Annotated in this window: 23 protein-coding genes; 11 read left to right on the top strand and 12 right to left on the bottom strand. The window is 67.0% G+C overall.

What is annotated here, in order from left to right; genetic code table 11:
* Positions 1-7 precede the first annotated feature (7 nt).
* Positions 8-1,480: a DHA2 family efflux MFS transporter permease subunit gene (locus NA12_RS16025; RefSeq protein ID WP_067451070.1), complete on the top strand. Its 1,473-nt coding sequence runs from the start codon at positions 8-10 to the stop codon at positions 1,478-1,480.
* A gap of 53 nt (positions 1,481-1,533) precedes the next feature.
* Here NA12_RS16025 and NA12_RS16020 read toward each other — a convergent pair whose 3' ends face one another.
* Positions 1,534-3,066, bottom strand: coding sequence for a molybdopterin-dependent oxidoreductase (locus NA12_RS16020; protein ID WP_067451067.1), 1,533 nt, complete (start codon positions 3,064-3,066; stop codon positions 1,534-1,536).
* 126 nt (positions 3,067-3,192) lie between these two features.
* Here NA12_RS16020 and NA12_RS16015 point away from each other — a divergent pair, with 126 nt between their 5' ends.
* Both NA12_RS16015 and NA12_RS16010 read left to right on the top strand, forming a co-directional pair.
* On the top strand, positions 3,193-3,615 hold the full coding sequence (locus tag NA12_RS16015) for a hypothetical protein (RefSeq protein ID WP_243654717.1): 423 nt from the start codon (positions 3,193-3,195) through the stop codon (positions 3,613-3,615).
* An 82-nt stretch (positions 3,616-3,697) separates the two neighbouring features.
* On the top strand, positions 3,698-4,408 hold the full coding sequence (locus NA12_RS16010) for a cutinase family protein (protein WP_067451061.1): 711 nt from the start codon (positions 3,698-3,700) through the stop codon (positions 4,406-4,408).
* A 51-nt stretch (positions 4,409-4,459) separates the two neighbouring features.
* On the opposite strand, the gene NA12_RS16005 is transcribed toward NA12_RS16010, so the two are convergent.
* The 4 genes from NA12_RS16005 to NA12_RS15990 form a co-directional block, all read right to left on the bottom strand.
* Complete coding sequence (locus NA12_RS16005) at positions 4,460-6,256, bottom strand: AMP-dependent synthetase/ligase (protein ID WP_067451058.1); 1,797 nt, start codon at positions 6,254-6,256, stop codon at positions 4,460-4,462.
* A gap of 93 nt (positions 6,257-6,349) precedes the next feature.
* The gene (locus NA12_RS16000; protein WP_067451056.1) at positions 6,350-7,303 is read right to left on the bottom strand and encodes an alpha/beta hydrolase; all 954 of its coding nucleotides are present in this window, start codon (positions 7,301-7,303) and stop codon (positions 6,350-6,352) included.
* A gap of 26 nt (positions 7,304-7,329) precedes the next feature.
* Positions 7,330-8,163: an SDR family NAD(P)-dependent oxidoreductase gene (locus NA12_RS15995; protein WP_067451053.1), complete on the bottom strand. Its 834-nt coding sequence runs from the start codon at positions 8,161-8,163 to the stop codon at positions 7,330-7,332.
* Complete coding sequence (locus NA12_RS15990; protein ID WP_067451050.1) at positions 8,160-9,698, bottom strand: flavin-containing monooxygenase; 1,539 nt, start codon at positions 9,696-9,698, stop codon at positions 8,160-8,162. The genes NA12_RS15995 and NA12_RS15990 overlap by 4 nt, the downstream gene beginning before the upstream one ends.
* Before the next feature lie 68 nt (positions 9,699-9,766).
* Here NA12_RS15990 and NA12_RS15985 point away from each other — a divergent pair, with 68 nt between their 5' ends.
* Both NA12_RS15985 and NA12_RS15980 read left to right on the top strand, forming a co-directional pair.
* Positions 9,767-10,402 (top strand): TetR/AcrR family transcriptional regulator, encoded by a 636-nt coding sequence (locus tag NA12_RS15985; protein ID WP_067451047.1) that lies wholly within the window; start codon positions 9,767-9,769, stop codon positions 10,400-10,402.
* Positions 10,403-10,591: 189 nt separating this feature from the next.
* Positions 10,592-11,074, top strand: coding sequence for a hypothetical protein (locus NA12_RS15980; RefSeq protein ID WP_243654716.1), 483 nt, complete (start codon positions 10,592-10,594; stop codon positions 11,072-11,074).
* Positions 11,075-11,136: 62 nt separating this feature from the next.
* On the opposite strand, the gene NA12_RS15975 is transcribed toward NA12_RS15980, so the two are convergent.
* Positions 11,137-11,718, bottom strand: a complete 582-nt coding sequence (locus NA12_RS15975) for a helix-turn-helix domain-containing protein (protein WP_067451652.1) — start codon at positions 11,716-11,718, stop codon at positions 11,137-11,139.
* Positions 11,719-11,799: 81 nt separating this feature from the next.
* On the opposite strand from NA12_RS15975, the gene NA12_RS15970 reads away from it, so the two are divergent.
* Positions 11,800-12,867: an NAD(P)/FAD-dependent oxidoreductase gene (locus tag NA12_RS15970; protein ID WP_067451044.1), complete on the top strand. Its 1,068-nt coding sequence runs from the start codon at positions 11,800-11,802 to the stop codon at positions 12,865-12,867.
* Between the two features lie 125 nt (positions 12,868-12,992).
* A complete protein-coding gene (locus NA12_RS15965) occupies positions 12,993-13,604 on the top strand; it encodes a Uma2 family endonuclease (protein ID WP_067451041.1) in 612 nt (203 codons plus the stop codon).
* 21 nt (positions 13,605-13,625) lie between these two features.
* Here the strand turns inward: NA12_RS15965 and NA12_RS15960 are convergent, their stop codons facing one another.
* Both NA12_RS15960 and NA12_RS15955 read right to left on the bottom strand, forming a co-directional pair.
* Complete coding sequence (locus NA12_RS15960) at positions 13,626-13,841, bottom strand: type II toxin-antitoxin system VapB family antitoxin (protein ID WP_067451038.1); 216 nt, start codon at positions 13,839-13,841, stop codon at positions 13,626-13,628.
* Positions 13,842-14,000: 159 nt separating this feature from the next.
* Positions 14,001-14,564, bottom strand: coding sequence for a TetR/AcrR family transcriptional regulator (locus NA12_RS15955; protein ID WP_067451035.1), 564 nt, complete (start codon positions 14,562-14,564; stop codon positions 14,001-14,003).
* A gap of 78 nt (positions 14,565-14,642) precedes the next feature.
* On the opposite strand from NA12_RS15955, the gene NA12_RS15950 reads away from it, so the two are divergent.
* The gene (locus NA12_RS15950) at positions 14,643-15,254 is read left to right on the top strand and encodes a hypothetical protein (protein WP_067451031.1); all 612 of its coding nucleotides are present in this window, start codon (positions 14,643-14,645) and stop codon (positions 15,252-15,254) included.
* Between the two features lie 54 nt (positions 15,255-15,308).
* Here NA12_RS15950 and NA12_RS15945 read toward each other — a convergent pair whose 3' ends face one another.
* Positions 15,309-15,521, bottom strand: a complete 213-nt coding sequence (locus NA12_RS15945) for a hypothetical protein (protein WP_207905559.1) — start codon at positions 15,519-15,521, stop codon at positions 15,309-15,311.
* 172 nt (positions 15,522-15,693) lie between these two features.
* Here NA12_RS15945 and NA12_RS15940 point away from each other — a divergent pair, with 172 nt between their 5' ends.
* The 3 genes from NA12_RS15940 to NA12_RS15930 all read left to right on the top strand — a co-directional run bounded on the left by NA12_RS15940 (position 15,694) and on the right by NA12_RS15930 (position 16,702).
* A complete protein-coding gene (locus tag NA12_RS15940) occupies positions 15,694-16,059 on the top strand; it encodes a hypothetical protein (protein ID WP_067451028.1) in 366 nt (121 codons plus the stop codon).
* Positions 16,060-16,141: 82 nt separating this feature from the next.
* Positions 16,142-16,408: a hypothetical protein gene (locus NA12_RS15935; protein ID WP_174551097.1), complete on the top strand. Its 267-nt coding sequence runs from the start codon at positions 16,142-16,144 to the stop codon at positions 16,406-16,408.
* 78 nt (positions 16,409-16,486) lie between these two features.
* Entirely contained in the window at positions 16,487-16,702 is a 216-nt protein-coding gene (locus NA12_RS15930) for a hypothetical protein (RefSeq protein ID WP_067451022.1), read from the top strand.
* Positions 16,703-16,860: 158 nt separating this feature from the next.
* Here NA12_RS15930 and NA12_RS15925 read toward each other — a convergent pair whose 3' ends face one another.
* From NA12_RS15925 to NA12_RS15915, 3 genes are all read right to left on the bottom strand, one after another.
* Positions 16,861-18,027 (bottom strand): hypothetical protein, encoded by a 1,167-nt coding sequence (locus tag NA12_RS15925; protein ID WP_067451019.1) that lies wholly within the window; start codon positions 18,025-18,027, stop codon positions 16,861-16,863.
* Positions 18,028-18,243: 216 nt separating this feature from the next.
* Positions 18,244-22,056 carry a multifunctional oxoglutarate decarboxylase/oxoglutarate dehydrogenase thiamine pyrophosphate-binding subunit/dihydrolipoyllysine-residue succinyltransferase subunit gene (locus NA12_RS15920; protein ID WP_174551096.1) on the bottom strand — a complete coding sequence of 1,271 codons (3,813 nt, stop codon included), beginning with the start codon at positions 22,054-22,056 and terminating at the stop codon, positions 18,244-18,246.
* 105 nt (positions 22,057-22,161) lie between these two features.
* Positions 22,162-24,087 (bottom strand): ABC transporter ATP-binding protein (locus NA12_RS15915; protein ID WP_157106395.1); only part of this gene is annotated, 1,926 nt, incomplete at its 5' end.

The raw sequence follows: 24,087 nt of genomic DNA, 5'->3' as shown, positions 1-24,087 counted from the left end.
GAATTCGATGACCACCCAACGCAATCCGTGGCTAGCGCTCTTCGCGCTGGTAGTCGGGTTCTTCATGATCCTGCTGGATATGACGATCGTCGCGGTCGCCAATCCGGCCATCATGACCGACCTGAGTACCGACATCTCCAACGTCATCTGGGTCACCAGCGCCTACCTGCTCACCTACGCGGTTCCGCTGCTGGTCACCGGTCGGCTCGGTGACAAATTCGGGCCGAAGAACATCTACCTGATCGGCCTCGCGGTCTTCACCGCCGCCTCGCTGTGGTGCGGCCTGTCCGGCAGCATCGGCATGCTGATCGCCGCCCGCGCCGCCCAGGGCGTCGGCGCCGCGCTGATGACCCCGCAGACGATGGCCGTGATCACCCGCACCTTCCCGCCGGACAAGCGCGGCGCCGCGATGGGTCTGTGGGGTGGTGTGGCCGGGCTGGCGACGCTGGTCGGCCCCATCCTCGGCGGTGTGCTGGTCGACAACCTCGGCTGGGAGTGGATCTTCTTCGTCAATGTGCCGGTCGGCATCATCGCGTTCGGCCTGGCTGTGTGGTTGGTGCCCACGCTGTCGACCAGTGACCACAAGTTCGACCTCGTCGGTGTGCTGCTCAGCGGCGTCGGCATGCTCGCCCTGGTTTTCGGTATCCAGGAGGGCAATTCGCAGGACTGGTCGCTGCGGATCTGGCTGTTGATCGGCTTCGGCGTGGCGATGCTGGTGGTGTTCGTGATCAACCAGGCGCGCAACAAGGGCGAACCGCTGGTGCCGCTGAGCCTGTTCCGGGATCGCAATTTCGCGCTCTCGAACCTGGCGATCGCCGCGATGGGCGCCGCGGTCACCTCGATGATGGTGCCGTCGTACTTCTACCTGCAGGCGGTGCGCGAGATGACGCCGACGACGTCGGCGCTGATCTTCGCGCCGATGGCGATCATCACCGGTTTCACCGCGCCGTTCATCGGCAAGGTGTCGGACAAGCTGCCGCCCCGGCTGCTACCGACGATCGGCTTCGTGCTGTTCGCCGGTTCGGTGACCTGCTTCAGCGCGCTGATGAGCCCGGACTCGTCGATCATCTGGTTCCTCGTCGCCGCCGCCGTCGCGGGCCTGGCCAACGCCTGCATCTGGGCACCGCTCGCCTCGACCGCCACCCACAACCTGCCGGTCAGCCAAGCTGGTGCGGGCGCCGGCGTGTACAACACCACCCGCCAGGTCGGCTCGGTCCTCGGCAGCGCCGCGATCAGCGCTCTGATCGCCGCTCGCCTGACCGCCAACGGGCTCGGCGACACCGGCCCGGTCGGCGAGGGCGCGGCCACCGGCCCGCTCCCGCCGCAGATCATCGACGAATTCAGCACCGCGCTGTCCCAGTCGATGCTGCTGCCCGCCGCCATCCTGGTCATCGGCGTCATCGCCTCGGCGCTGTTCGTCGGCCACGGCAAGTCCGCCGCGAAAGCCGCCGCACCGGAGAAGGTCGACGCGTCGGCCTGATCGCGTGCTCGAATCGCCTGCCCGTCATGTTCGTCTGTGGCGGGCAGGCGCGTTCAGTTCACCTGGATGGTGAAGGTGGGGTAGCCGGTGGCGCCGTCGGGGACTACGTCCTGGGAGACGGCGGTTTGGGGGCCGGTGGGGTCGAGGGCGCGGGCGCGCACGGTGTGCTGGCCTGGGGTGGCGTCCCAGTCGTAGGTCCACTGGCGCCAGGTGTCGACGGTGACCTCGGTGGACAGGCGGGCGGGGCGCCAGTCGCCGTTGTCGACCTGCACCTCGACGCCCGTGACGCCGCGATGCTGGGCCCAGGCGACCCCGGCGATCACCGTGCGGCCCTTCGGGATTCGGCCGCGTCCGCGCGGGGTGTCGATGCGGGTGCCGGTTTTGATCGGTCCCTGCGCCGACCAGCCGCGGCGGGTCCAGTAGGCCGTGGCTCGGTCGAAGCGGGTGACCTCGAGTTCGGTGACCCACTTGGTGGCGGAGACGTAACCGTAGAGACCGGGCACGACGAGGCGGGCGGGGTAGCCGTGCCGAACCGGGAGGGGTTCGCCGTTCATGCCGATGGCGAGCAGGGCGTCGCGGCCGTCGATGAGGACCGACAGCGGCGAGCCCGCGGTCCAGCCGTCCTTGCTCCGCGACAGCACCATGTCGGCGTCGGGGTGCGGTCGCGCTTCGGCGAGGAGTTCGTCGAGCCGGTAGCCGAGCCAGCGGGCGTTGCCGATGAGGTCGCCGTTGATCGGATTGGACACACACGCCAGCGTGACCAGGCGCTCGACCGGGGTGCGGCGAAGGAGGTCGTCCCAGGTGAGGGTGATCTCCTGGTCGACCATCCCGTGGATACGCAGGGACCAGGAGTCGGTGGACACCTGGGGAACGATCAGCGCGGTGTCGATCCGGTAGAAGTCGCTGTTCGGGGTGATGTACGAGGTGAGTCCCGGCACCCGGAGATCGGCGTCCGGCGGGAGATCTGGTACCGGTGTTGTGGCCGTTGGCAATTCGACGGTCTCGCGCTCGGCCGTCACATCATGGCGCGCACCGCCCAGCAGCCGTCCCGCGAGCCCGGCTCCGACGGCCAGCACCCCGGTCGCCGCGATGCCCCCGAGCACGCGCCGCCGCCCGGCTGCCTGCTGTGGCGCAACGGGTTCCGTCGTCGCTCGCGGTGAATCGGCGCTGTCGTCGATGCGCCTGGTCAGTGCCCGCAGCGCGAGGATGCCGGCGGCGGTGCCGATCAGCGCGGGCAGCGCACCAGCGAATCCGTCGACTCTCGCGGCGCCGATGACAGCGGCGACCACTCCGAAAACCGCGAACGCGACCGACCCGATCGGTCGGGCCGTCCGTTCCGCGACTCCCGCGAGGCCCGCGACGACCACCGCGACAATGCCCATGCACACGAACAGCACGGCTTTGTCGCTCGTACCGAAGGTCGAGATCGCCCACTCCCTGACCCCGTCGGGAGTGTGGTCGACCACGGTCGCGCCGAGTGCATAGGCGGGCGCGCTCCCGGACCCGGTGAACACCGCGATCAACTCCGCCACACCGAGTACCAGTGCCGCGGCCACGATCCCGGCCATCGCCCGCAAGAACGCCATGGTCTCGAGCCTACGTCGTGGTCGATTCACGCCGGTGATGGATTTGTGACGGCCGAATATCTTCCGCTCACCCCCCATTGAAACTACGCTGTGTAGTAGAAGAGATCCCCCTCGGCAGGAGACATGATGACCGAGACGACACCGGAATCGACACTGCGCGCCACGACGGCGGTCTTCGCCGTCGCTCTCCTGGTCCACGGCGCCGACCACCTACGCCGCGGCATGGACGCCACGTCAGCACTGGTGAACGCGCTGGGCACCCTGCAACTCCTGTTCGCCCTGTTCACTGTGTTCCTGGTGTTCCGCCGTCATCCGGCGGCCCCGCGCGCGGCGGTGTTCATCGGCTTCGCGAGCGCGGTCGGTTTCACGATCGTGCACCTGCTGCCGGACTGGTTCGGCCCACTCAGCGACAGTTTCATCAACGCTCCCCCCGCGTCCGGGGTCACCGGATTCTCCTGGTTCGCGGCACTATTCGAGATCACGGCGGATCTGGCCATCGGCATCGCGGGCCTGTGGGTACTGCGATCGCGGGAGTCGATCCCCGCCTGAACGCCGGGGCGGTCGCCGTCGGCACGGCGTGCCGGGCGAGGCGCGGCGATGATGAACAGTCGCGGTCGGTAGTCTGCGCGGCATGACAGCACGTTCCTTCTCGCGATTCGTGTCTGCAGTCTTGTTGGCAGCCGCGATTCCCCTGGTATCGCCCACCCACTCCGCCACCGCCGCGCCCTGTTCCGATGTCGAGGTGGTGTTCGCTCGCGGCACCGCCGAGCCCGGCGGCGAACTCGGCCTGACCGGTATCTCCTTCCTCGAGGCGCTGCGCGCGAACGCGGGCGGACGATCGGTCGGCTCCTACGGCGTCGACTACCCGGCGAGCAGCGACTTCGCCGACCGGCTCGCCTTCGCGAATACCGTCGTGCAGGGGATCGGTGACGCGCAGCGGCGGATCGAGTACATCGTGGCGAACTGCCCCAGCTCGCGGATCGTCCTGGGCGGATACTCACAGGGCGCGGCGCTGGCCGGTTTCGCGACCGGCGTCGGCGTGCCTGCGGGCGTGCCCCCGGAGTACGAGATGTACCTGCCCGAACCGATGGCGCCCGCGGTGGCCGACCACGTCGCGGCGGTCGTGCTGTTCGGCAAGCCGTCGGATCGGTTCATGCGCGACGCGGACGCCCCCACGGTCTCGGTCGGTGCGCCCTACAAGGACAAGACCATCGACCTGTGTATCCCCTCGGACAACATCTGCGACGGTTCCCCGCTCGGCCAGCCCAACGCCCTACACACCCTCTACAGCGTCAACGGAATGACTGTCACCGCGGCACAATTCGCGGCGCAGCGCTTCTGAACAGCCGAAAGGCCGGTTGCGAGAGCGCAACCGGCCTTTCGTTCGCGTGGATCAGGAGTAGATCTTGTCTACTTCGCCCGCGTACTGCTTCATGACGACGGCGCGCTTGAGCGACATCTTCGGGGTGAGTTCACCGGTCTCCTGGGTCCAATCGACCGGCAGGATGCGGATCTTCTTGATCGCCTCGGCCTTGGAGACCTTCTTGTTGGTCTCGTCGATCGCGGCCTGCACCTCGGCGACCAGCGCCGGGTTCTCGATCAGGGTCTCGATCGAGGTGTCGGCGGCGACGCCGTGGCGATCCTTCCAGCCCGGCAGGGCCTCCGGGTCGAGGGTGATCAGCGCGCCGATGAAGGGCTGGCCGTCACCGACGACCATCACCTGGCTGATCAGCGGGTGCGCGCGCAGCGAGTCCTCGAGGACCGCGGGGGAGACGTTCTTGCCGCCCGCGGTGACCAGGATTTCCTTCTTGCGGCCGGTGATGGTGATGAAGCCGTCGGCGTCGATCGCGCCGAGATCGCCGGTCTTGAACCAGCCGTCCTCGAACGCCTCCTCGGTGGCCTCGGCGTTGCCCCAGTAACCGTCGAACACGACCGAGCCCTTGAGCAGCAGCTCGCCGTCCTCGGCGATCTTGGCCGCGTGGCCCTGGATCGGGCGACCGACCGAGCCGACGCGGATGAACGCGGGGGTGTTCACGGTGAACGCGGCGGTGGTCTCGGTGAGGCCGTAGCCCTCGTAGATCGTCACGCCCGCGCCGCGGAAGAAGTGGCCCAGGCGCGCGCCCAGCGGGCCGCCACCGGAGACAGCGGCCAGGCACTGGCCGCCGAGGGCCGCGCGCAGCTTGCTGTAGACCAGCTTGTCGAAGACGAAGTGCTTGACCTTGAGCAGCAGGTCGGGGCCGCCCTTGGTCTCGAGCGCCGTGCTGTAGGCGATGGCGGTCTCCGCGGCGGCGTCGAAGATCTTGCCCTTGCCGCCGTCGTGCGCCTTCTGCTTGGCGGAGTTGAACACCTTCTCGAACACGCGCGGCACCGAGAGGATGAAGTCGGGCTTGAAGTCGCCGAACTGCTCGACCAGGGTGGTCCAGTCCGCGCTGTGGCGGATGGTCACCTTGGAATCGAAGGCGATCAGCGCGACGGCGCGGGCGAACACGTGCGCCAGCGGCAGGAACAGCAGGGTCTTCTGGCCCTCGGAGACGAACGCGCTGAGCTCGATGCCACCCGAACGCGATTCCGCCCACAGGTTCGCGTGGGTCAGCTGGACGCCCTTGGGGCGACCGGTGGTACCCGAGGTGTAGATCAGGGTCGCGGGCGAGGCCGCGCCGACCTGCTTGCGACGCTCGTGCACGACGGAGTCGTCGAGTTCGGCGCCGCGCTCGATGAGCGTGTCGATGGCGCCCTTGTCGATCTGGAGGGTCTGCGCCAGTGCGGGCAGCGAACCGGCTTCGATCTCGTCGATCGTGGCGAGGTGCTTGTCGTTCTCGACGACCAGGAGCTTGGTCTCGGAATCCTGCAGGATCCACTTGGCCTGCTCGGCGGCCGAGCTGTCGTAGATCGCGACGGTCACGCCACCGGCGGCCCAGATCGCGAAGTCCAGCAGCGACCACTCGTAGCGGGTGGCCGCCATGATCGCGACGCGGTCGCCCAGCTCGATGCCGGAGGCGATCAGGCCCTTGGCGACGCCGGTCACGGCCGTGGCGAACTGCGCCGCCGTGACATCGTTCCAGCCGCCGCTGCCGTTCGGAACGTTGAACAAGACCGTGTTCGGCGACTCCTCGCCGAAACGGAAGACGTTGTCGGAATTGTTCGCGTCGTCCGGGATGGTGTAGGAAGCCGGAACTTCGAACTCTCGCATCTGTGCCCTTCCAGTGGGTTCTACTCGCCAGTAATCTACGACACGTTCGAGCGGGCGGCGATATCGCCGCCACGATTCGCCCGTCACCAGCCCTTATCGTAAATCGTCTATCGACACCGGCTGAATTGCTTCTCGCAGGAATTCCGCGAGTTCGCTGAGCGCCAGCGCGGCCTCGGTGACCAGCGCGGCCTGCAGTTGCGCGACGTGCCAGAGGCCGCGGGTTTCGGTGAAGCGGACGTGCACGCCCGCTCCACGCAGGGCACCGACGAGCGTGCGGCACTGATCGTGGAGGAGTTCGCTCACATCGACCTGCACGTAGGTGGGCGGCAGGCCGATCAGGTTTCCCGCCAGCGGGGCGTAGCCCGCTTCGGTCGCGGCGGCGTCGCCCAGGTAGTGGGCGGCGCACGCGCGCGACCACGCCCGGTTGATCACCAGGTCGCGGTCCCTGCTCGGGATCTCGGTGGGGTCGACCCACGGCGCGATGAGGCCGAGTGCGGCGGGCGTGATGTGGTGGCGTTCGATCAGGCGCTGGGCCAGGGCCATCGCCAGCCCGCCGCCCGCCGAGTCGCCGGCCAGACAGATCTGATCGGGCCGGTAGCCGACATTGCCGACCAGATCGAGGAACGCGGCTTCGGCGTCGTCGAGCCCGGCCGGGAACGGGTGCTCCGGCGCCAGCCGGTAGTCCAGCGAATACACCGCGCAGGACGTCTCGCGCGCCAGGCCCGCCACCAGCGAACGGTGCGTGGCGATCGAACCGACCACGTAGCCGCCGCCGTGCAGGTACAGGATCGCGCCCGCGGCACGTTCTGGGGGCACCGCCCGGGTTCGCGAACCCGGAATGGCGGTCTCGGCGATCACCCGCTCGGCGGGACGCCCACCCAGCTGCAGCTGCTGCACGACGGAACCGTCGGGCACCAACTGCAGCCGGGAGACCGCGTCGAGCAGGAAACGCTGCACCGCGACCGGTAGCCGTGCGTTGAGTGTCACCCGGAACACCGGGTCGAGCACCGTGCGGGCGATCGGCAGCGGAATCTTGAACTCGCGCATGGAGTTTCCTCGGATCCAGGGCAGCGTCAGTGCGGCATGAAGCGGCCGTTGACCACGGCCGAGATCCGGCTGTAGCCGGAGGCGAGCAAGCGTACGCCCGCGTCGAGCACCTTGGCCTCCCAGCCGATCAGCACGCGGGCGTGGCCCTTGCGCACACCCTCGGTGATGGTCTGCGCGGCCATCTCCGGGCTGTGAATCGCCAGGTACTTGTCGAACAGGGTGGCGGCGCCCGCGCCGTCCATGCCCTCGGCGTAGGTGGCGTTACGGGCGACCGCGGTCTTGATGCCGCCGGGGTGCACACAGGTGACCTGGACGGGCGCCTTGGCGACCTTCATCTCCTGGAACAGTGCCTCGGTGAAGCCGCGCACGGCGAACTTGGCCGAGTTGTAGGCCGCCTGGCCGGGCACGGCGACGAGGCCGAAGAGGCTGGAGACGTTGACCACGTGGCCGTCGCCGGACTCGATCAGCATCGGTAGGAACGCCTTGGTGCCGTTGACGACGCCCCAGAAGTCCACATCCATGATGCGTTCGATGTCTTTGAACTCGGTCTTGACCACGTCGCCGTGGTAGGCGATGCCCGCGTTGTTGTAGATCTGGTGCACGACGCCGAAGTGCGCCTTCACCTGGTCGGCGTAGAGCAGGAACGACTCACGCTCGGCCACGTTGAGCCGGTCGGATTTCACCTGCGCGCCCAGCTTCTCGCAGGACGCGACGGTCTGGGCCAGGCCCTCGGCGTCGATATCGGAGAGCGCGAGCTTGGCGCCACGCGCGGCCAGATTCTCGGCCAGTGCGCGACCGATGCCGGAGCCCGCTCCGGTGATCACGCATACCTTGTTCGTGAAGTAAGCATTGTTGCTCACTGTGCTGCCACCACTTCCCTATCGGCGTCTGCTGTTGTCGTAGTGTAGGCGGCGGCATCGAAATGCCTTGTGAGCCTACGGAATTCGAAGGTGAAGTCCGGCCACAACGTGGTGTTGTTGCCGTGCTTGTCCAGGTACCAGCTGGCGCAGCCGCCGGTGTTCCAGACGGTCTTGCCCAGCTTGTCCTGCAGGTCGGCGTTGTAGGCGTGCTGCACGTCTTCGCGCACCTCGACCGTGCGCAGACCCCGCTTGTCGATCGTGGCCAGCGCGTCGCTGACGTAGTTGATCTGGGATTCGATCATGAACACCATCGAGGTGTGGCCGAGGCCGACGTTCGGGCCGACCAGGAAGAACATGTTGGGAAAGTTCGCGATGGCCGAGCCCTTGTAGGCCTGCTGGCCGATGTCGTCGAACACCTCGGCCAGCGTGCGCCCGTCGCGTCCCACCATCGCGTTGTAGGTCGGGGAGTCGGTGACGTGGAAGCCGGTGGCCACGATGAGCGCGTCGATCTCGCGCTCGGTGCCGTCCTTGGTGACGATGGAGCCCGCCCGCACCTCGGCGATGCCGTCGGTGATCACGTCGACGTTGTCGCGATCGAGCGCGGGGTAGTACTCGTTGGAGATCAGCATGCGCTTGCAGCCGATCCGGTAGTTCGGGGTGACCTTCTTGCGCAGTTCGGGATCGCGGATCTCGATCTGCAGCTTGGCGCGCGAGAGGGCCTCGAAGGCCTTCATCAGCACGGGGAAGCGGGTCAGGCCGACGACCTGGGTCTCGCGCGCGGCGTAGATGGCCGCGCGTGAGAGACGCTGCACGGCGGGCAGGTATTTGAACGCCAGCCGCTCGGGCAGCAGATACGGGCGGTCCATGCGCGGCAGCAGCCACGGCGCGGTGCGCTGGTAGACGTCGAGCGTGGCGACCTTGCTCGCGATGGCGGGCACGATCTGGATCGAGGAGGCGCCGGTGCCGATCACCGCGACGCGCTTGCCGGTGAGGTCGGCGTCGTGGTTCCAGCGGGCGGAATGGAAGATCTCGCCGTCGAAGTCGTTGATGCCCTTGATGTCGGGTAGCGCCGGTTCGCACAGCGCGCCGACCGCGGAGACGACGGTGTCGGCGGTGAACTCGCCCCGGGTGGAGCTGATCTCCCACTGCGCGGCCGCTTCGTTCCAGCGGATGCTCTGCACGTCGCAGTCGAAGATGTGCCGGTCGAGCACGTCGTGACGCTCGGCGACGCTCTTGATGTAGCCCTGGATCTCGCCCTGCTTGGAGAACGAGCGGGTCCAGTCCGGGTTCGGGGCGAACGAGTACGAGTACAGGTGCGAAGGCACGTCGCAGGCAGCACCGGGGTAGGTGTTGTCGCGCCAGGTGCCGCCGACTTCGCTGCCGCGCTCCAGCACGAGGAAATCGTTCCGACCCTCTTGGCGCAGGCGGATGGCGAGGCCGAGGCCCGCGAATCCACTGCCGACGATGATCGTCTTCACGTGGCGGGTTTCGGCGACCCGGGGCTCGACATCGTTGTCTGTAACCTTACGACTCATGTATCGCACACTACGGCCTTATTGAGCCGGAGTCAACAGCTATTGAACCAGATTCAGTAGTGGCTAGGATGTCCGGTGTGACTACCAGGAGTGTGGGAGAGACGAAGCGTGTGCGGCTCGGCCCCGAGGAACGTCGGCTACAGCTGATCACCCTCGGCGCCGAGATGCTGGTCGACCGATCGCTCGAGGACATCGCGGTCGACGACATCGCCAAGCAGGCGGGCATCTCGCGGGGGCTGCTGTTCCACTACTTCGCCTCCAAGCAGGAATTCCACGAGGCGATCGCCCGGCATGTGAGCACGGAGTTCTTCGCCGCGATCATGCCCAATCGCGAGCTGTCGCTGTTCGACATGCTGCGCGACTCGATCGAGCGGTTCGTCGACTACGCCACCGAGCACTCCGCGTCCTACCGTTCCGTGCTGCGCGGGCCTGCCAGCGTCACTCCTGACATGGCCGACTACGTCAACGAAACCCGTGCTGCCATCGCCGATCTCATCGTCAGCGAATTGCCGCTGCCGCCGGAGGATCCCGATCTGGCCCGGCTCACCCTGGCCATTCGCGGCTGGATCGCCTTCGTCGAGGAGACCATCCTCACCTGGATGATCGACAAGCCGATCAGCCGCGAGGCGCTGGTCGATCTGCTGGTCGAGTCGTTGCCCGCGCTGACGTTGAGTTCGGCGTTGATCACGGCGCTGCGGGATTGAGATCTCTGTTAACGGACCGCTGGGCGCGTCGCGAACCTGTCAGCAGGCGCCCTGTTCTCAGCGGCGTCCGCCGCCGCATGGGCTGAGCGCGTCTTTCTGTCGAATCTGTTGTCGCAGTTGATCTTCGGAGACCAAATCGTGACTGTTTCGATGGCTAACGACAGGCCGGTTCGGTACGACGAACTGAGTATGACTCTCACGAACAGCACGTTTCGCAAACTCTCGGCCGTCATCGTCTCCACCGGTGCCGTCCTCGTCGGACTCGGTGCGCCCGCCGGTGCGCTGCCCTCGGATCCGATCGCGGTGTTCACCCCGACGATCAGCCGGACTCCCGGCGCGAACTGCGCGGCCATCATCAACGCCCAGACCGTGCCGCAGCCGCAGTCGGGCACCTTCGGTGTGCGAGTGGCGATCACCCAGGTCGGGGACTTCTGCCAGCGCTACCAGGTGGCTGTGCGCTTCCGCAATCTGGATACCGGCGTGACCAACGGCCAGTCGCATCCGGTGGAGAACGGTCAGCTGCTCTACGCGCCCGACAATGTGATCGTCGGGTTCGGGACCGCGCCGGGCAAGGGCCGGGTGGAGGCCTGGATCGTGACCACCGACGAATCCCTGCCCCAGCACCAGGAATTGGAGCACATCGCGGGACGCGCGACCTTCACGCTCGGCTGATCCGCACCGATTTCCCCGGGGCGAGCGCACAGGGAGTGCGCTCGCCCCCTGTCGTGTCCGTCCTAGTCGGATTTGGGGCGGGCGCGCAGATGCGCGCGCTCGCCCTGTTTGCCGAACAGGCTGATGAATTCGACCGATTGCTCGTTGGCCGCACCGAACCAGTGCGGGATGTGAGTGTCGAACTCCGCGGCCTCGCCGGGGGTGAGAATCAGATCGTTGTCGCCGAGGATCAGCCGCAGGCGACCGTTCAGCACGTAGAGCCACTCGTAGCCCTCGTGCACCTGCGGCGTCTGTGGTCGATCGCGGGCGCCGGGGGCGATGATCATCTTGAACGCCTGGATACCGCCCGCGCGTTTGGTGAGCGGGAGCATGGTCATGCCGTTGCGGGTGACCGGGCGCAGGTGGATGCGTGGGTCGCCGGTGGGTGGGGCGTCGACGAGCTCGTCGAGGGTGACGCCGTGTGCCTTGGCCAGCGGGAGTAGCAGCTCGAGGGTGGGTTTGCGGTCGCCGGATTCCAGACGCGACAGGGTGCTCACCGAGATGCCGGTCTCCTGGGCCAGGTCGGCGAGGGTGGTCTGGCGCTGTTTGCGCAGGGCGCGCAGCCGAGGGCCGACCGAGTCGAGGGTTCGATCGAGGTCGTCCATGCTCACCACTTTGCCATACCGGCAAATTACATTGCCAGTGTTCGGCCTGGGCGGCACTGTGGACGCTCGAAGGAGGTCGACATGACACAGCTGGATGATTCGTACGACGTGGTGGTGCTCGGTGGCGGAGCCGCCGGGCTGAACGCGGCCCTGATGCTGGCGCGTTCGCGGCGCTCGGTGGCCGTGATCGACGCAGGGGACCCGCGCAACGCGCCTGCTGAGGGGGTGCACGGACTACTCGGGCGCGAGGGGATGTCGCCGCGGGAACTGCTGGAACTCGGGCGAGCCGAGGTGCGCGGGTACGGCGGGCACGTGGTCTCGGGGCAGGTTGTCACGGTCGGGCGCTGGACTGCGCCGGTATCCGGGATCGGGCAAGCCGACTCTGTCGCAGGACTGCCTGATTCGGTGACGGGCGTAGCGGATCGAGATGTCGCCGACTCGGACATCGACGGATTCGTGGTGACGCTCGCCGATGAGCGCACCGTACTGGCCCGGCGAATTCTCGTCGCCACGGGACTCGCCGACGAACTCCCCGAGGTCGCGGGCCTGCGTGAACACTGGGGCCACGACGTACTGCACTGCCCGTACTGCCACGGATGGGAAGTGCGCGATCAGCGCATCGCGATCCTGGCGAGCAGTCCGATGTCGGTGCACCAGGCACTGCTGTTCAGTCAGCTCAGCGACGACATCGTCTTCCTGTCGCACACGGCCGACCCGTTGAGCGACGACGACGCGGAAAAGCTGGCGGCACGGGGCATTCGGGTCATCGACGGCGAGGTCGTCGAGGTACTCGGCGCCGACCGGCTGACCGGCGTAAAGCTCGCCGACGGCACCGTCATCGCACGTGATGCCCTGGTCGTAGCGCCCCGCATGAACACCCGCGCCACCTTCCTCGCCGACCTCGGCCTGACCCCCGAACCGCACCCCTCCGGCATGGGCGACCACATCCCCGCCGACCCCGTCGGCCGCACCTCGGCACCCGGCGTCTGGATCGCGGGCAACGCCACCGACCCGTCCGCCCAGGTCGGCGCCGCCGCGGCCGCCGGGGCCATGGCCGGTGCGCAGATCAACGCGGAACTGGTGATGGCCGAAACCGCCGCCGCGGTAGCCGCGCGCCGCGTCGAACGGAACGAATCAGCGCCGGTATGAGTTGGTCGATCCTCTCGGCGGCGCATGTTCGCCGAGGGGATCGATCGCCATCGACGACGAAACCGAGTGGACCGTGGCTGTCGTGCGATACTCGGCAGTTCAGGCAATCTCCGAGCGAGGAATCGATGACCGCGGATCGGATGCCATCTGGGGACGAGGGTCCATTGAACTGGCCGGTGCCGCCACCGGGCGGATATTTCGCCGAACACCTGGACCGTTCGGCTGAACTGCCGCCACATACTCAGCTCATCGACGGAAGCTTGGTCTTCGCCAGTCCGCAGATGATGTTCCACCTGCTACTGATCAGATTCTTCGACCTGCGGCTACTCGGACAGATCCCGGTGGAATTGGCGGTAATCCGGCAGATGACCATGACGCTGGGGCCTCGTCAGCGCCCTGAGCCGGACGTGATGATCGTCGATGCCGCGGCACTCATCGGCCTCGAACAGACGACATTCCAGCCGCACGACGTCGTCCTCGCGATCGAGGTCGTCTCGCCGGATTCGATCGAGCGCGACCGCCACCGCAAACCCCAGCTCTACGCGGAGGCGGGCATCCCCCACTTCTGGCGCGTGGAGAATGTCGACGGCCGGGCCGTCGTGTACACCTACGAACTCGATCCCGCGCAGCGCAAGTATTCGACGGCGGGCATCCACCACGGCCGCATGAATGTCGACGTCCCGTTCCCCCTCGACCTGGACTTGGCTCGCGCAACAGATCCGAAAGGTTCTCTCTGACAAGGTGGCTCGGCATGCGCGTCAGCTAGCGGTTGTCGGGCGCCCACCCAACTCCTCGTCGGTCATGAAGGGGTTGTGGTTCATGCGCTCGAGTTGCGCAAGGGCCTCACGCTGACGGTAGCCCTGCACGAGCTCCGAGATCGCGAGATTGATGACACCCTTCTTCGTCTGCAGGCCTGTCAGGCGCAAGGCTTCGGCGAGAAGGTCATCCGGGATCTCCACTGTCGTAACCACCATGCCTTCATACTCGCGATATGCCAGCAGGTGGATCGTTCAAAGCCGCACGCAGGCGGCCACGTTGGACTTGGCCTCCCAGGGTGTCATCACCACCACGGGGTGGATGGGACACCCTGGGAATTGACCGACCGGTAGTTCTGGGAACCGGGTGGCGCCGCCTCAGCCGGGTGCTTCGGATCCGCGCGAGCCCTGCGCGGCATCGATCGCCGCGCTCAGCAGGACGCGCGCCTTGTCCGGGGCGAGCTGTCCGATGGTGACGTGGATGGCTAGGCCGTCCAGGAGGGCGAGCAGGGATTCGGCGGCGGATGTCGGGTCGGGGTGGTGGGGGAGCATGGTGGCGACGTGGTCGCGGAAGGCGAGGCCGTTCGTCGCCAGGGTTTCGGAGATCTGGGGACGCACCGAGGCGAAGGCCAGGTAGCCGATCAGGATGCGGGCGTCGGCGGCGGATTCGGGGTCGGTGGGGAGCAAGGCGGTCAGGAGTTGGCGCAGGTCGGGGCCTGCTGCCGTGATGCGGGTGGCGATGCGTTCGGCGATCGTGGAGGTGGCGAATTCCATCATCGCGTCCCTACTGGGGAAATAGTGCTGTACCTGTCCGGTAGAGACGCCCGCCTCGGTGGCGACATGGCGCAGGCTGATCGACTCCAGGCCGCCACGGGCGAGTAGGCGCATCACGGCATCGCTGATCGTCGCGCGTCGAGAACTGTGATCCACTCGCTTCGGCATCGATCCATCTTTTCACAATGCACTTGTATTGCCACACCCGACTTCTTTACAATGCAAGTGTATTGAAAAGGAGAATTCATGCGCCCGTTCACCCAGCTCGCGCGGTCATTCGTTCGTTTCGAAGTCGATATCTGGGTGAGTCTCGCTCGGGCTGTCACCCGCAGGCCGGACACCCTGGGCGGCACGCCGATTCGGTACGCGGGCGCGGTATCGGCCACCTTCTGGGCTTTCATCGTGGTCAGTGCCGTAGAGATCCCCGCGGTTCACCTGCTCATTCCGTGGCCGGCGGCGCGAATCGTGGCTTTGGGACTCGGCATCTGGGGATTGGTGTGGATGATCGGAATGCTGGCCGCGCACCACATGCACCCCCACGTGCTCACCGATGAATCGCTGCGCGTGCGCTACCTGCGCCGCGTCGTCCTCGACATCGCGCCCGTCGAAATCCGGGCGGTCCGGCACGACCTGCGTGCCTACGACGGCGCGAAATCGTTGCAGCTCACCGGACCTGGCGACGAGACGCTCACCGTGATCATCGGCAGCGCGACGAACATCCGCGTCATCCTGACCGAGCCGCGAACCTTTCACACGCCGCACGGCGACTTCACTGTGGGCGCCGTCGCCTTCTGGGCCGACGATGCTCAGGCCGCCGTGGCGAAAATTCGTACGGCCATACCGGACCGAGCCGCCTGACTTGCGACGCCGAGTTCGGCTGTCGCCGTAGTCCACCGTGTAACCGCGCGCGGGTCACGCCGCGTCGGGCAGGTGCGCGTCGGCCGGAAAACGGCGCACGACCTCGATCCCGCCGATGATGTTGCGGTTGAATTCGTCGAGATCGCCTGCGGAGATCCAATATTCGAGGATGTCGCGGCCGCCGACCTGCTGTACGTCGTAGCTGTCGAGGTAGTCGGTTCGGACTTCGAAGCGGGTGACGTAACCCGCGCCGGATGCGGGGGACATTCCAATCGCGCGCGATCAGCACCTCGTAGGACTCGATCGAGGGCAGCGGCCGGGCGAAGAACCGGAAAGACGCTGAGAAACTGGCAGAGAAGGATGTCGACAACAAGATGCCGAACGGCTACCACAAGCGGCACTGCCGTGCCATCAACTGAGAGGATGTGACTGAGAAGCCGTGAGCAGCTATCTGGTGGTCCAACTGTATTGCACGCCCACCGAGGCAGATGCTATTCGTTCGACGTTAGCGGGCGAGATCGCGAAGTTCCCGGAGTTCGGCGATGCACGTATCGAATTCGAACAGAAGGCCGAAGACGACTACGAAATGCATCGGGAGTGGGCTGCCGATCACCCCGGTCAGGATCCAGCGGACAGGTCGTACTACCTGCTTCGGGTGGAGTCGTTGACTGATGTCCCCGAGCCTGTATTGCGGCAGGCGGAGGCGGCTGTCACCGATTGGATCGACTCGACCTACAACGACGCCTCCGATGAGATCACCGAGGTGCAGTGGGGTAGTTACGCCGGGACCAAACTCTTGAAGTGAGCAATTCTTGAACCAGCAGGGCTGTCGCCATAGATGCGATGAAGCCACCCTGACCGCCCGCATCATTGCGGGCGAAACCGCCTTGCGCGAAGCAGGTTTCGACCTCGTCTCCTGTCAGGTCCCCGCCGACCCCGACGCGGCCGAAGCGGTCCTGCGCGAGTGCGCGGCGGGTGGCGCGTTCGGGGTCGCGATGATCGGCGCGGGGGTGCGGATGGCGCCCGAACACACCCTGCTGTTCGAGCGGCTCATCAACGTCGCCGCCGACCTCGCACCCGGAATCCGGTTCTGTTTCAACACGTCTCCGGAATCCACCATCGACGCCTTGCGTCGCTGGGTCCAGCCCGGCTGAGTCGTGACAGTCTATTTGTGGCCGCCGCCGTGGTCGTGGCCGCAAGTCGCAGTTCGAGTCGCACCGGAGGGGCCGACCATGACATCCACCGAGTACAAGTCGCTGCATTTCTCCCAGGCTAACCCTGCCGGGCCCGGCCAAGACGATGTGGCGACCCTGCTGCGGAGCGTCGCGTCAACGATCGAGGAACTCGGCCCGGTGACCATCGCGGACCTGATCTTGCACAACGAGGTCACCGCAGCGGGAAATTGGCCGTCGATCACCGTGTACTACAGCAAGTCTGGTACCGGATAACCGCAATTCTGGGCATCCAGGGGCTGATCTGATTCGTCGGGTCGGCCCCTCGGTGTCTATTGCTCCAACGTATGGCGGCCATCGTGTCCACCGTCCATTGTCCAGCCACCCTGTCGCCGCCGCGCCCATACTCGGGTGCGGCGACGAGTGGCCGCGGTCTACTTGTGACCGCCGCCGTGGTCGTGGCTGCAGGTGTCGGTGCGGCGGCCGTCGGCGCTGGCCTGGCCCGCTCCGTGACCTTCGAGTGCCGCGAACGGGCCGCACTCGTGCGGGGCGATCCACACGTGCACCATCGGATTGCCCGAGCCGGGGTTGATGGAGTTGGGCGGGCAATTGCCCTGGGCGTCGAGGACACCGGCGACCACGGGGCCGTTGTCGCCGGCCTTCCAGCAGAGGTTTTCGTGGACGTGCCACTGCATCAGGGAACCGCCGAAATCGACCAGGCTCGGGTCGTCGATCTTTTTGCCGTTGGCGATGTACATCGCCGACACGAGGGTGCGGTTGGTGCCGTCGACTTTGTAGACCAGCGACTCCGGGTGGGTGGGGTCGAGGAAGTTGTTGTCGCGGATGTAGCTCATGTTGATGTAGTGCTCGTACCCGGTGGCCGAGTCGCCGATCGAGCGGAAGCCAAGGGCTCCAAGGGTATTCACGTCGGAGAAGGCGGGTAGGCCGTCGAGAGTGCTGCGTACCAGGTTGGTCGCGCGCGACTGCTGGTCCGCGCTCACGCCGGTGACGCCCGACAGGTCGATCGGCTTCGTCGGATCCCACGGGCGAGGCCAGTTCGCCGCAGCGCCGTGGGAATCGCCCGCGCCGTGCGCGTGCTCGCCGCCTGCGGCATGCGCGTGCTCGCCGGTGTCGCCGTGACTGTGGACGTGCCCGACGCCGTTGAGCATCGCCGCCAGCGCCAGCACACCCACGGCCGTCGCCGCTATTCCCGACCGCATCGGCGGCAGGGTCGCGGTGGGTCGGAGCAGGCCGATGCTCGCGGCGAGGGCGGCCAGCGCACCCAGCGCCGCGCACACCGTGTCCGCCAGCTGTGGCGACTCCGCGGTGAGCCCGGCGATCCACCCCACATCGGTGAACCGGGTGAACGCCCACACCGCGGCGGCGAAGGCATTCACCGCCAGCACCGAACTCACGACGATCTTGCGCTCGCTCAGCAGAACCGCCAGCCCGGTCGCGCACTGGAGCGCGGCCAGTATCACCATCAGCCGCGCCAGCGTGGCGTGCTCGGTGTGCATGCCCGCCGCCATGAAATGCACGGCGCCCGCTCCCACGGACGCGATCCCGCCCAATAGCAGGTATCCGTTACGTCCGTCCGCCATGCCAAACTCCTGTTGCGATATCGGAGCGCCGGCGCGCTCGAGCGGGGTCCAGATCAGGGCGGGCCCCTTGGGATTCGACCGGACACTACCCGTACACCGTAAGACGCGGGTGCCGCCGGGGTAAGAGAACTCTGTGACCCACGTCTCGCCCCGGAAACGGCGAACGCCGGGTGGATCGCGATGATCCACCCGGCGTCGGTCGTTGTGCGTGCGGAACTACGTGGTCGGCTCGAAGGCCTCGCTGATGATCTCGGCCTGTTCCACGGCGTGCACCTTCGACGAACCCGAGGACGGGGCCGACATGGCGCGACGCGAGATGCGGCGCAGGCGGCCGAGGCGCTCGGGCAGGACCTCGGGGAGGTTGAGGCCGAAGAAGGGCCAGGCGCCCTGGTTGGCCGGCTCTTCCTGGACCCAGGCGATGTCGGTCGCGTTCGGGTACTTGGCCAGCGCTTCGTTGAGGCGGTACGTCGGGATCGGGTAGAGCTGTTCGATCCGGACGATGGCCACATCTTCGCGCTTGTGCTTGGCCTTCTCCGCGGCGAGCTCGTAGTAGAGCTTGCCCGAGGTCAGCAGGATGCGCTTGACCTTTGCGGTGTCGCCGATGCCCTGTTCGTAGGTGGGCTCGTCGAACACCGAACGGAACTTCGACTCGGTGAAGTCCTTCACGTCCGACACCACGGCCTTGTTGCGCAGCATCGACTTCGGGGTGAAGACGATCAGCGGACGACGGATCCCGTCGAGCGCGTGGCGACGCAGCAGGTGGAAGTAGTTCGCCGGCGTGGACGGCACCGCCACGGTCATCGAACCCTCGGCGCACAGCTGCAGGAACCGCTCGATGCGACCGGAGGTGTGGTCGGGACCCTGACCCTCGTGGCCGTGCGGCAGCAGCAGCACCACGTCGGAGAGCTGGCCCCACTTGGCCTCACCGGAGGAGATGAACTCGTCGATGATCGACTGCGCGCCGTTGACGAAGTCACCGAACTGCGCCTCCCACAACACCAGTGCGTTGGGGTTGCCCAGGGAATAGCCGTACTCGAAGCCGACGGCGGCGTATTCGCTCAGCGCCGAGTCGTGCACCGCGAACCAGCCCGGCTTCTCCGAGCCGATGTTGTGCAGCGGGGTGTACTCGTTGGCGTTGATCCGGTCGATGATCACCGAGTGACGCTGGGTGAACGTGCCGCGACGCGAATCCTGACCGGTCAGGCGCACGTCGTGGCCCTGGTCGATCAGCGAACCGAAGGCCAGCAGCTCGGCGAAGGCCCAGTCGACCTTGCCCTCGTAGGCCATCTCGCGACGCTTCTCCAGCACCGGCTTCACGCGCGGGTGCACATTGAAACCGTCGGGAGTGTTCAGGAACGCGTCACCGATGCGCTGCAGCACCGACTTGTCGACCGCGGTGATGACGGTGGCGGGCACCTTCTGGTCGTCCTCGACGGACTCCGACGGCTCCGGAACGTACTTCTCCAGCTCGCGGACCTCGTTGAACACCCGCTCCAGCTGACCCTGGTAGTCGCGCAGCGCGTCCTCGGCCTCCTTCATGGAGATGTCGCCGCGGCCGATCAGCGATTCGGTGTACGCCTTACGCACCGAACGCTTGGTGTCGATGATGTCGTACATCTCCGGCTGGGTCATCGAGGGATCGTCGCCCTCGTTGTGCCCGCGACGGCGGTAGCAGACGAGGTCGATGACGACGTCCTTGCGGAACGTCTGCCGGAAGTCGACCGCCAGGCGCGCGACCCAGTCGCAGGCTTCGGGGTCGTCACCGTTGACATGGAAGATCGGCGCGCCGATGAACTTCGCGATGTCGGTGGAGTATTCGGTGGAGCGGCTGTTCTCCGGCGCCGTGGTGAAGCCGATCTGGTTGTTCACCACGATGTGGATGGTGCCGCCGACGCGGTAACCACGCAGACCCGACAGGTTCAGCGTCTCGGCGACCACGCCCTGACCGGCGAACGCGGCGTCGCCGTGCAGCATCAGCGGCATCACCGAGAAACCGTCGGGGCCGTCGCCCTTGTCGAGCAGGTCCTGCTTGGCGCGAACGAGGCCCTCGAGGACGGGGTCCACCGCCTCCAGGTGCGAGGGGTTCGCGGTGAGCGAGACCTCGATCTCGTTGTCGCCGAACATCTGCAGGTACTGGCCGTGCGCACCGAGGTGGTACTTCACGTCGCCGGAGCCGTGGGTGGCCGCCGGGTTCATGTTGCCCTCGAACTCGGTGAAGATCTTCGAGTACGGCTTGCCGACGATGTTGGCGAGCACGTTGAGGCGACCGCGGTGCGGCATGCCGATGATGACCTCGTCCATGCCGTACTCGGCGCACTGGTCGATGGTGGCGTCCATCATCGGGATGACGGCTTCGGCGCCCTCGAGCGAGAAACGCTTCTGGCCGACGTACTTGGTCTGCAGGAAGGTCTCGAACGCCTCGGCGGCGTTGAGCCGGTTCAGGATGTACTTCTGCTGCGCGACAGTCGGTTTGACGTGCTTCTGCTCGACCCGCTCCTGCATCCACTCGAGCTGGTCGGTCTCGAGGATGTGGGTGTACTCCACACCCACGTGGCGGCAGTACGCGTCCCGCAGGATCGACAGCACATCGCGCAGCTTCATCCGCTCCTGGCCGTGGAAACCGCCCACGTCGAAGGTGCGGTCGAGGTCCCACAGGGTGAGGCCGTGCTGGGTGACGTCGAGGTCGGGGTGGCTGCGGAACTTGTCCTTGACCAGGCGCAGCGGATCGGTGTCGGCCATCAGGTGACCGCGGTTGCGGTAGGCCGCGATCATCTCGAGCACGCGGGCGCTCTTGTCGACACCACGCGCGCTGATGTCCTTGCGCCAGCGGATCGGCTCGTACGGCACGCCCAGACCGTGGAAGATCTCGTCGTAGAACTCGTCGGAGATCAGCAGGTTGTGGATGGTGCGCAGGAAGTCGCCCGACTCGGCGCCCTGGATGATGCGGTGGTCGTAGGTCGAGGTCAGCGTCATCAGCTTGCCGACGCCGATATCGGCGATCCGCTCGTCGCTCATGCCCTGGAACTCGGCGGGGTATTCCATCGCACCGGCACCGATGATCGCGCCCTGGCCCGGCATGAGGCGCGGTACCGAGTGGACGGTGCCGATGGTGCCGGGGTTGGTCAGCGAGATGGTGACGCCGGAGAAGTCGTCGTTACCGAGCTTGCCCTCGCGTGCCCGGCGCACGACGTCCTCGTAGGCCGCGTGGAACTGACCGAAGCTCATGTCTTCGGTTTCCTTGATGGCGGCCACGGCCAGCGAGCGGTTGCCGTCCTTGCCCTGGAGGTCGATCGCCAGGCCCAGATTGGTGTGGGCCGGGGTGACCGAGTTCGGCTTGCCGTCGATCTCGGCGAAGTGCCGGTTCAGGTTCGGGAACGACTTGATCGCCTGCACGATCGCGTAACCCAGCAGGTGGGTGAACGAGATCTTGCCGCCACGGGTGCGGGCCAGGTGATTGTTGATCACCAGGCGGTTGTCGATCATCAGCTTGGCCGGGATCGCGCGCACCGACGTGGCGGTGGGGATCGTCAGCGAGGCCGACATGTTCTTGGCGATGGCGGCGGCGGGACCGCGCAGCACCTTGTTCTCCGGAGCGGCGGCGGCAGCGGCGGCCTTGGGCGCGGTGGTGGCCGGTGCGTTCGACACCGGTGCAGGTGTGGTCTGCGGAGCGCGCACGGTCTTCGCGGCCGGTGCCTGTGCCGGTGCGGCGGCCGGAGCCGCGGCGGGCTTCGGCGCTGCCACGGTCTTGGGAGCCGGAGCCGGAGCCTGCGCCGCGGCCTTGGGAGCCGGGGCCTGTGCCGCGGCCTTGGGTGCCGCGGCCGCGGTGGCTACCGCGGGAGCGGAGGAGGCGTCGGGTGCCTGGCTGTTACCGGAATCTGTGGCTTCCGGCGTGTAATCCGCGAGGAACTCGTGCCAACTCGCGTCGACCGAGGACGGGTCCTGTTTGAACTTCTGATACATCTCGTCGACTAGCCACTGGTTCTGTCCGAACTGGGAAGTTGAGCTGCTCACAGCTGGTGTTCGCCTCATTTCGTTCTTCGCGCTGCGACGTTTGTGACGTGCCCGGCAGGGGAATCAGCGGATGGCTGCCGATGCGCCCGCACCGAGCATATGCCCAGCGGTTGACAGGCGTCGCTACCGGTCTTGGGTCGACACTATGCCCTCTGTCTCGAGTCCCGCCGCCCAGAGTCGGGAGTACTGACCGCTACTGGCGAGTAGGTCTGATGGTGCGCCGAATTCCACGATACGACCGTGTTCGACCACCGCGACCAGATCGGCGCGCGCCGCGGTCGCGAGCCGATGCGCGACCACCACGGTGGTCCGTCCTCGTGCCAGCGATCGGCTCGCTACCAGCATCGATGCCTCGGTTTCCGGGTCGAGGATCGAGGTTGCCTCGTCCAGGAGCAGCAGGTCGGGATCGACCAATTCGGCCCTGGCCAGGGCGATCAGCTGGCGTTGTCCGGCGGACAGCCCGCGCCCGCGTTCCCCGACCGGTTGACGCATTCTTCGAGGTAGACCATTGATCACTGTCAACGCGCCGACGGCATCGGCCGCCCTCTCGATGTCCACTGATGTGGCAAATGTTTTCCCGAATGCAATGTTGCTCGCCACGTCGCCGGTGAACAAGTGAACTTCCTGGGGCACAATTCCCAGCCGCGTCCGGTATTCGGTGAGGACAAATTTACGCAGATCGATGCCGTCGACCCGGATCGCGCCCGCCGCTGGGTCGGCCGGGAGGTCGTAGAGACGAGCCAGTAGCTTCACGATCGTCGACTTGCCCGCGCCGGTGGGGCCGACGAGCGCCAGCGTCGCGCCGGCGGGGACGGCGAAGGTGACACCGTCGAGAGCGGGGGCGCTCGCGCCGGGATAGCGGAAGCGAACATCGTCGAAGGTGATCTCACCGCGCAGGCGATCGACCGATATCGCCTCCGGCGGGTCGGCGGCGATCGACGACGTGGTGCGCAGCAGTTCGCCGATGCGCCGAAGTCCGACTCTGGCCTGCTGGTACCCGTCGAAGACCTGCGACAGATCCTGGATGGGACTGAACAGCAGTCCGAGATACAGCACGAACGCGACCAACGTTCCGGTGCTCGTGCGCCCGTCGGCGACCTCGGTGGCACCCAGGTAGACCACCACCGCCAGGGCCACGTCGGCCCAGGCGAGGCCGAAGGAGAAATAGGCCGCGATCGCGCGCTGGGCGCGAATCCTGGCATCGCGGTAGCGGTGGGAGTATTCGGCGAAGCGTCGCGCGGCGGCGGGTTCGTTGCGGGCGGCCTGCACCGCCCGCAGGCCCGCGATGTTCTCCTGGAATCCGGCGTTGACCACCGACACCCGCTCGCGCGAGACGGTATAGGCGACCGAGGACACTCGCCGGAAGGCCAGGGTGGCCAGCAGCATCGGCGCGACGGTGATCAGCACGACCATCGCCAACCCGGCGTCGATGAAGAACAGCCCGAGCGTGACGCCGACCAGGGTGATCAGTGCGACCAGCCCGGTGGCGACCCCGGTCTGCAGGAACGTCGACAGCGCGTCGACGTCGGTGGTCATCCTGGTCATGATCCGACCGGACAGTTCACGCTCGTAGAAATCCAGGCCGAGCCGCTGCAGCTGGGCGTAGCTGCGCACCCGCAGACCGAACAGCACGCGCTCGCCCGTGCGCGCGGTGAGCACGGTGACCGCCGCGCCGACCACCAGGCCGACTAGCACCAGGCCGATCCCGATCACCGCCGAGACTAGCAGCGCGGTGTCGTCGCCTGCGGTGACGCCGGTGTCGATGGCGTAGCGGACCAGTGGGGGGAAGGCGATCCCGACCAGCGCGTCGACGATGAGCAGCCCGACCACCACGCACACCAGGCCGCGCACCGGGCGAAGCAGCGCGCGCAGGCCGAAGTCGGGTTGGGGTGCGCGCAGGTCGCCGGGCAGTGTCGGGTCCTCGGTGGCCGGTGGCAGCGCGTCGACCGCGGCGCGCAGTTCCGGTGTTTCGCTGAGATCGGTCGACGTGGACGCCATCGACCGCGGCGTGCCCGCGTCGGCGCGAGGTCTGCTCCGGTCGGCCGCCGT

The organism is Nocardia alba NBRC 108234, assembly GCF_001612665.1.
In the GTDB taxonomy this organism is placed as follows: domain Bacteria; phylum Actinomycetota; class Actinomycetes; order Mycobacteriales; family Mycobacteriaceae; genus Nocardia; species Nocardia alba.
The sequence above is the reverse complement of the archived record's forward strand: the minus strand, read 5'-3'. Positions and strand labels throughout refer to the sequence as shown.

Excerpts from the sequence above, each read along its gene's own strand:
- NA12_RS16025 (WP_067451070.1), top strand. The coding sequence starts at position 8 with ATGACCACCCAACGCAATCCGTGGCTAGCGCTCTTCGCGCTGGTAGTC.
- NA12_RS16020 (WP_067451067.1), bottom strand. The coding sequence starts at position 3,066 with ATGGCGTTCTTGCGGGCGATGGCCGGGATCGTGGCCGCGGCACTGGTA.
- NA12_RS16015 (WP_243654717.1), top strand. The coding sequence starts at position 3,193 with ATGACCGAGACGACACCGGAATCGACACTGCGCGCCACGACGGCGGTC.
- NA12_RS16010 (WP_067451061.1), top strand. The coding sequence starts at position 3,698 with ATGACAGCACGTTCCTTCTCGCGATTCGTGTCTGCAGTCTTGTTGGCA.
- NA12_RS16005 (WP_067451058.1), bottom strand. The coding sequence starts at position 6,256 with ATGCGAGAGTTCGAAGTTCCGGCTTCCTACACCATCCCGGACGACGCG.
- NA12_RS16000 (WP_067451056.1), bottom strand. The coding sequence starts at position 7,303 with ATGCGCGAGTTCAAGATTCCGCTGCCGATCGCCCGCACGGTGCTCGAC.
- NA12_RS15990 (WP_067451050.1), bottom strand. The coding sequence starts at position 9,698 with ATGAGTCGTAAGGTTACAGACAACGATGTCGAGCCCCGGGTCGCCGAA.
- NA12_RS15985 (WP_067451047.1), top strand. The coding sequence starts at position 9,767 with ATGTCCGGTGTGACTACCAGGAGTGTGGGAGAGACGAAGCGTGTGCGG.
- NA12_RS15980 (WP_243654716.1), top strand. The coding sequence starts at position 10,592 with ATGACTCTCACGAACAGCACGTTTCGCAAACTCTCGGCCGTCATCGTC.
- NA12_RS15975 (WP_067451652.1), bottom strand. The coding sequence starts at position 11,718 with ATGGACGACCTCGATCGAACCCTCGACTCGGTCGGCCCTCGGCTGCGC.
- NA12_RS15970 (WP_067451044.1), top strand. The coding sequence starts at position 11,800 with ATGACACAGCTGGATGATTCGTACGACGTGGTGGTGCTCGGTGGCGGA.
- NA12_RS15965 (WP_067451041.1), top strand. The coding sequence starts at position 12,993 with ATGACCGCGGATCGGATGCCATCTGGGGACGAGGGTCCATTGAACTGG.
- NA12_RS15960 (WP_067451038.1), bottom strand. The coding sequence starts at position 13,841 with ATGGTGGTTACGACAGTGGAGATCCCGGATGACCTTCTCGCCGAAGCC.
- NA12_RS15955 (WP_067451035.1), bottom strand. The coding sequence starts at position 14,564 with ATGCCGAAGCGAGTGGATCACAGTTCTCGACGCGCGACGATCAGCGAT.
- NA12_RS15950 (WP_067451031.1), top strand. The coding sequence starts at position 14,643 with ATGCGCCCGTTCACCCAGCTCGCGCGGTCATTCGTTCGTTTCGAAGTC.
- NA12_RS15945 (WP_207905559.1), bottom strand. The coding sequence starts at position 15,521 with ATGTCCCCCGCATCCGGCGCGGGTTACGTCACCCGCTTCGAAGTCCGA.
- NA12_RS15930 (WP_067451022.1), top strand. The coding sequence starts at position 16,487 with ATGACATCCACCGAGTACAAGTCGCTGCATTTCTCCCAGGCTAACCCT.
- NA12_RS15925 (WP_067451019.1), bottom strand. The coding sequence starts at position 18,027 with ATGGCGGACGGACGTAACGGATACCTGCTATTGGGCGGGATCGCGTCC.
- NA12_RS15920 (WP_174551096.1), bottom strand. The coding sequence starts at position 22,056 with ATGAGGCGAACACCAGCTGTGAGCAGCTCAACTTCCCAGTTCGGACAG.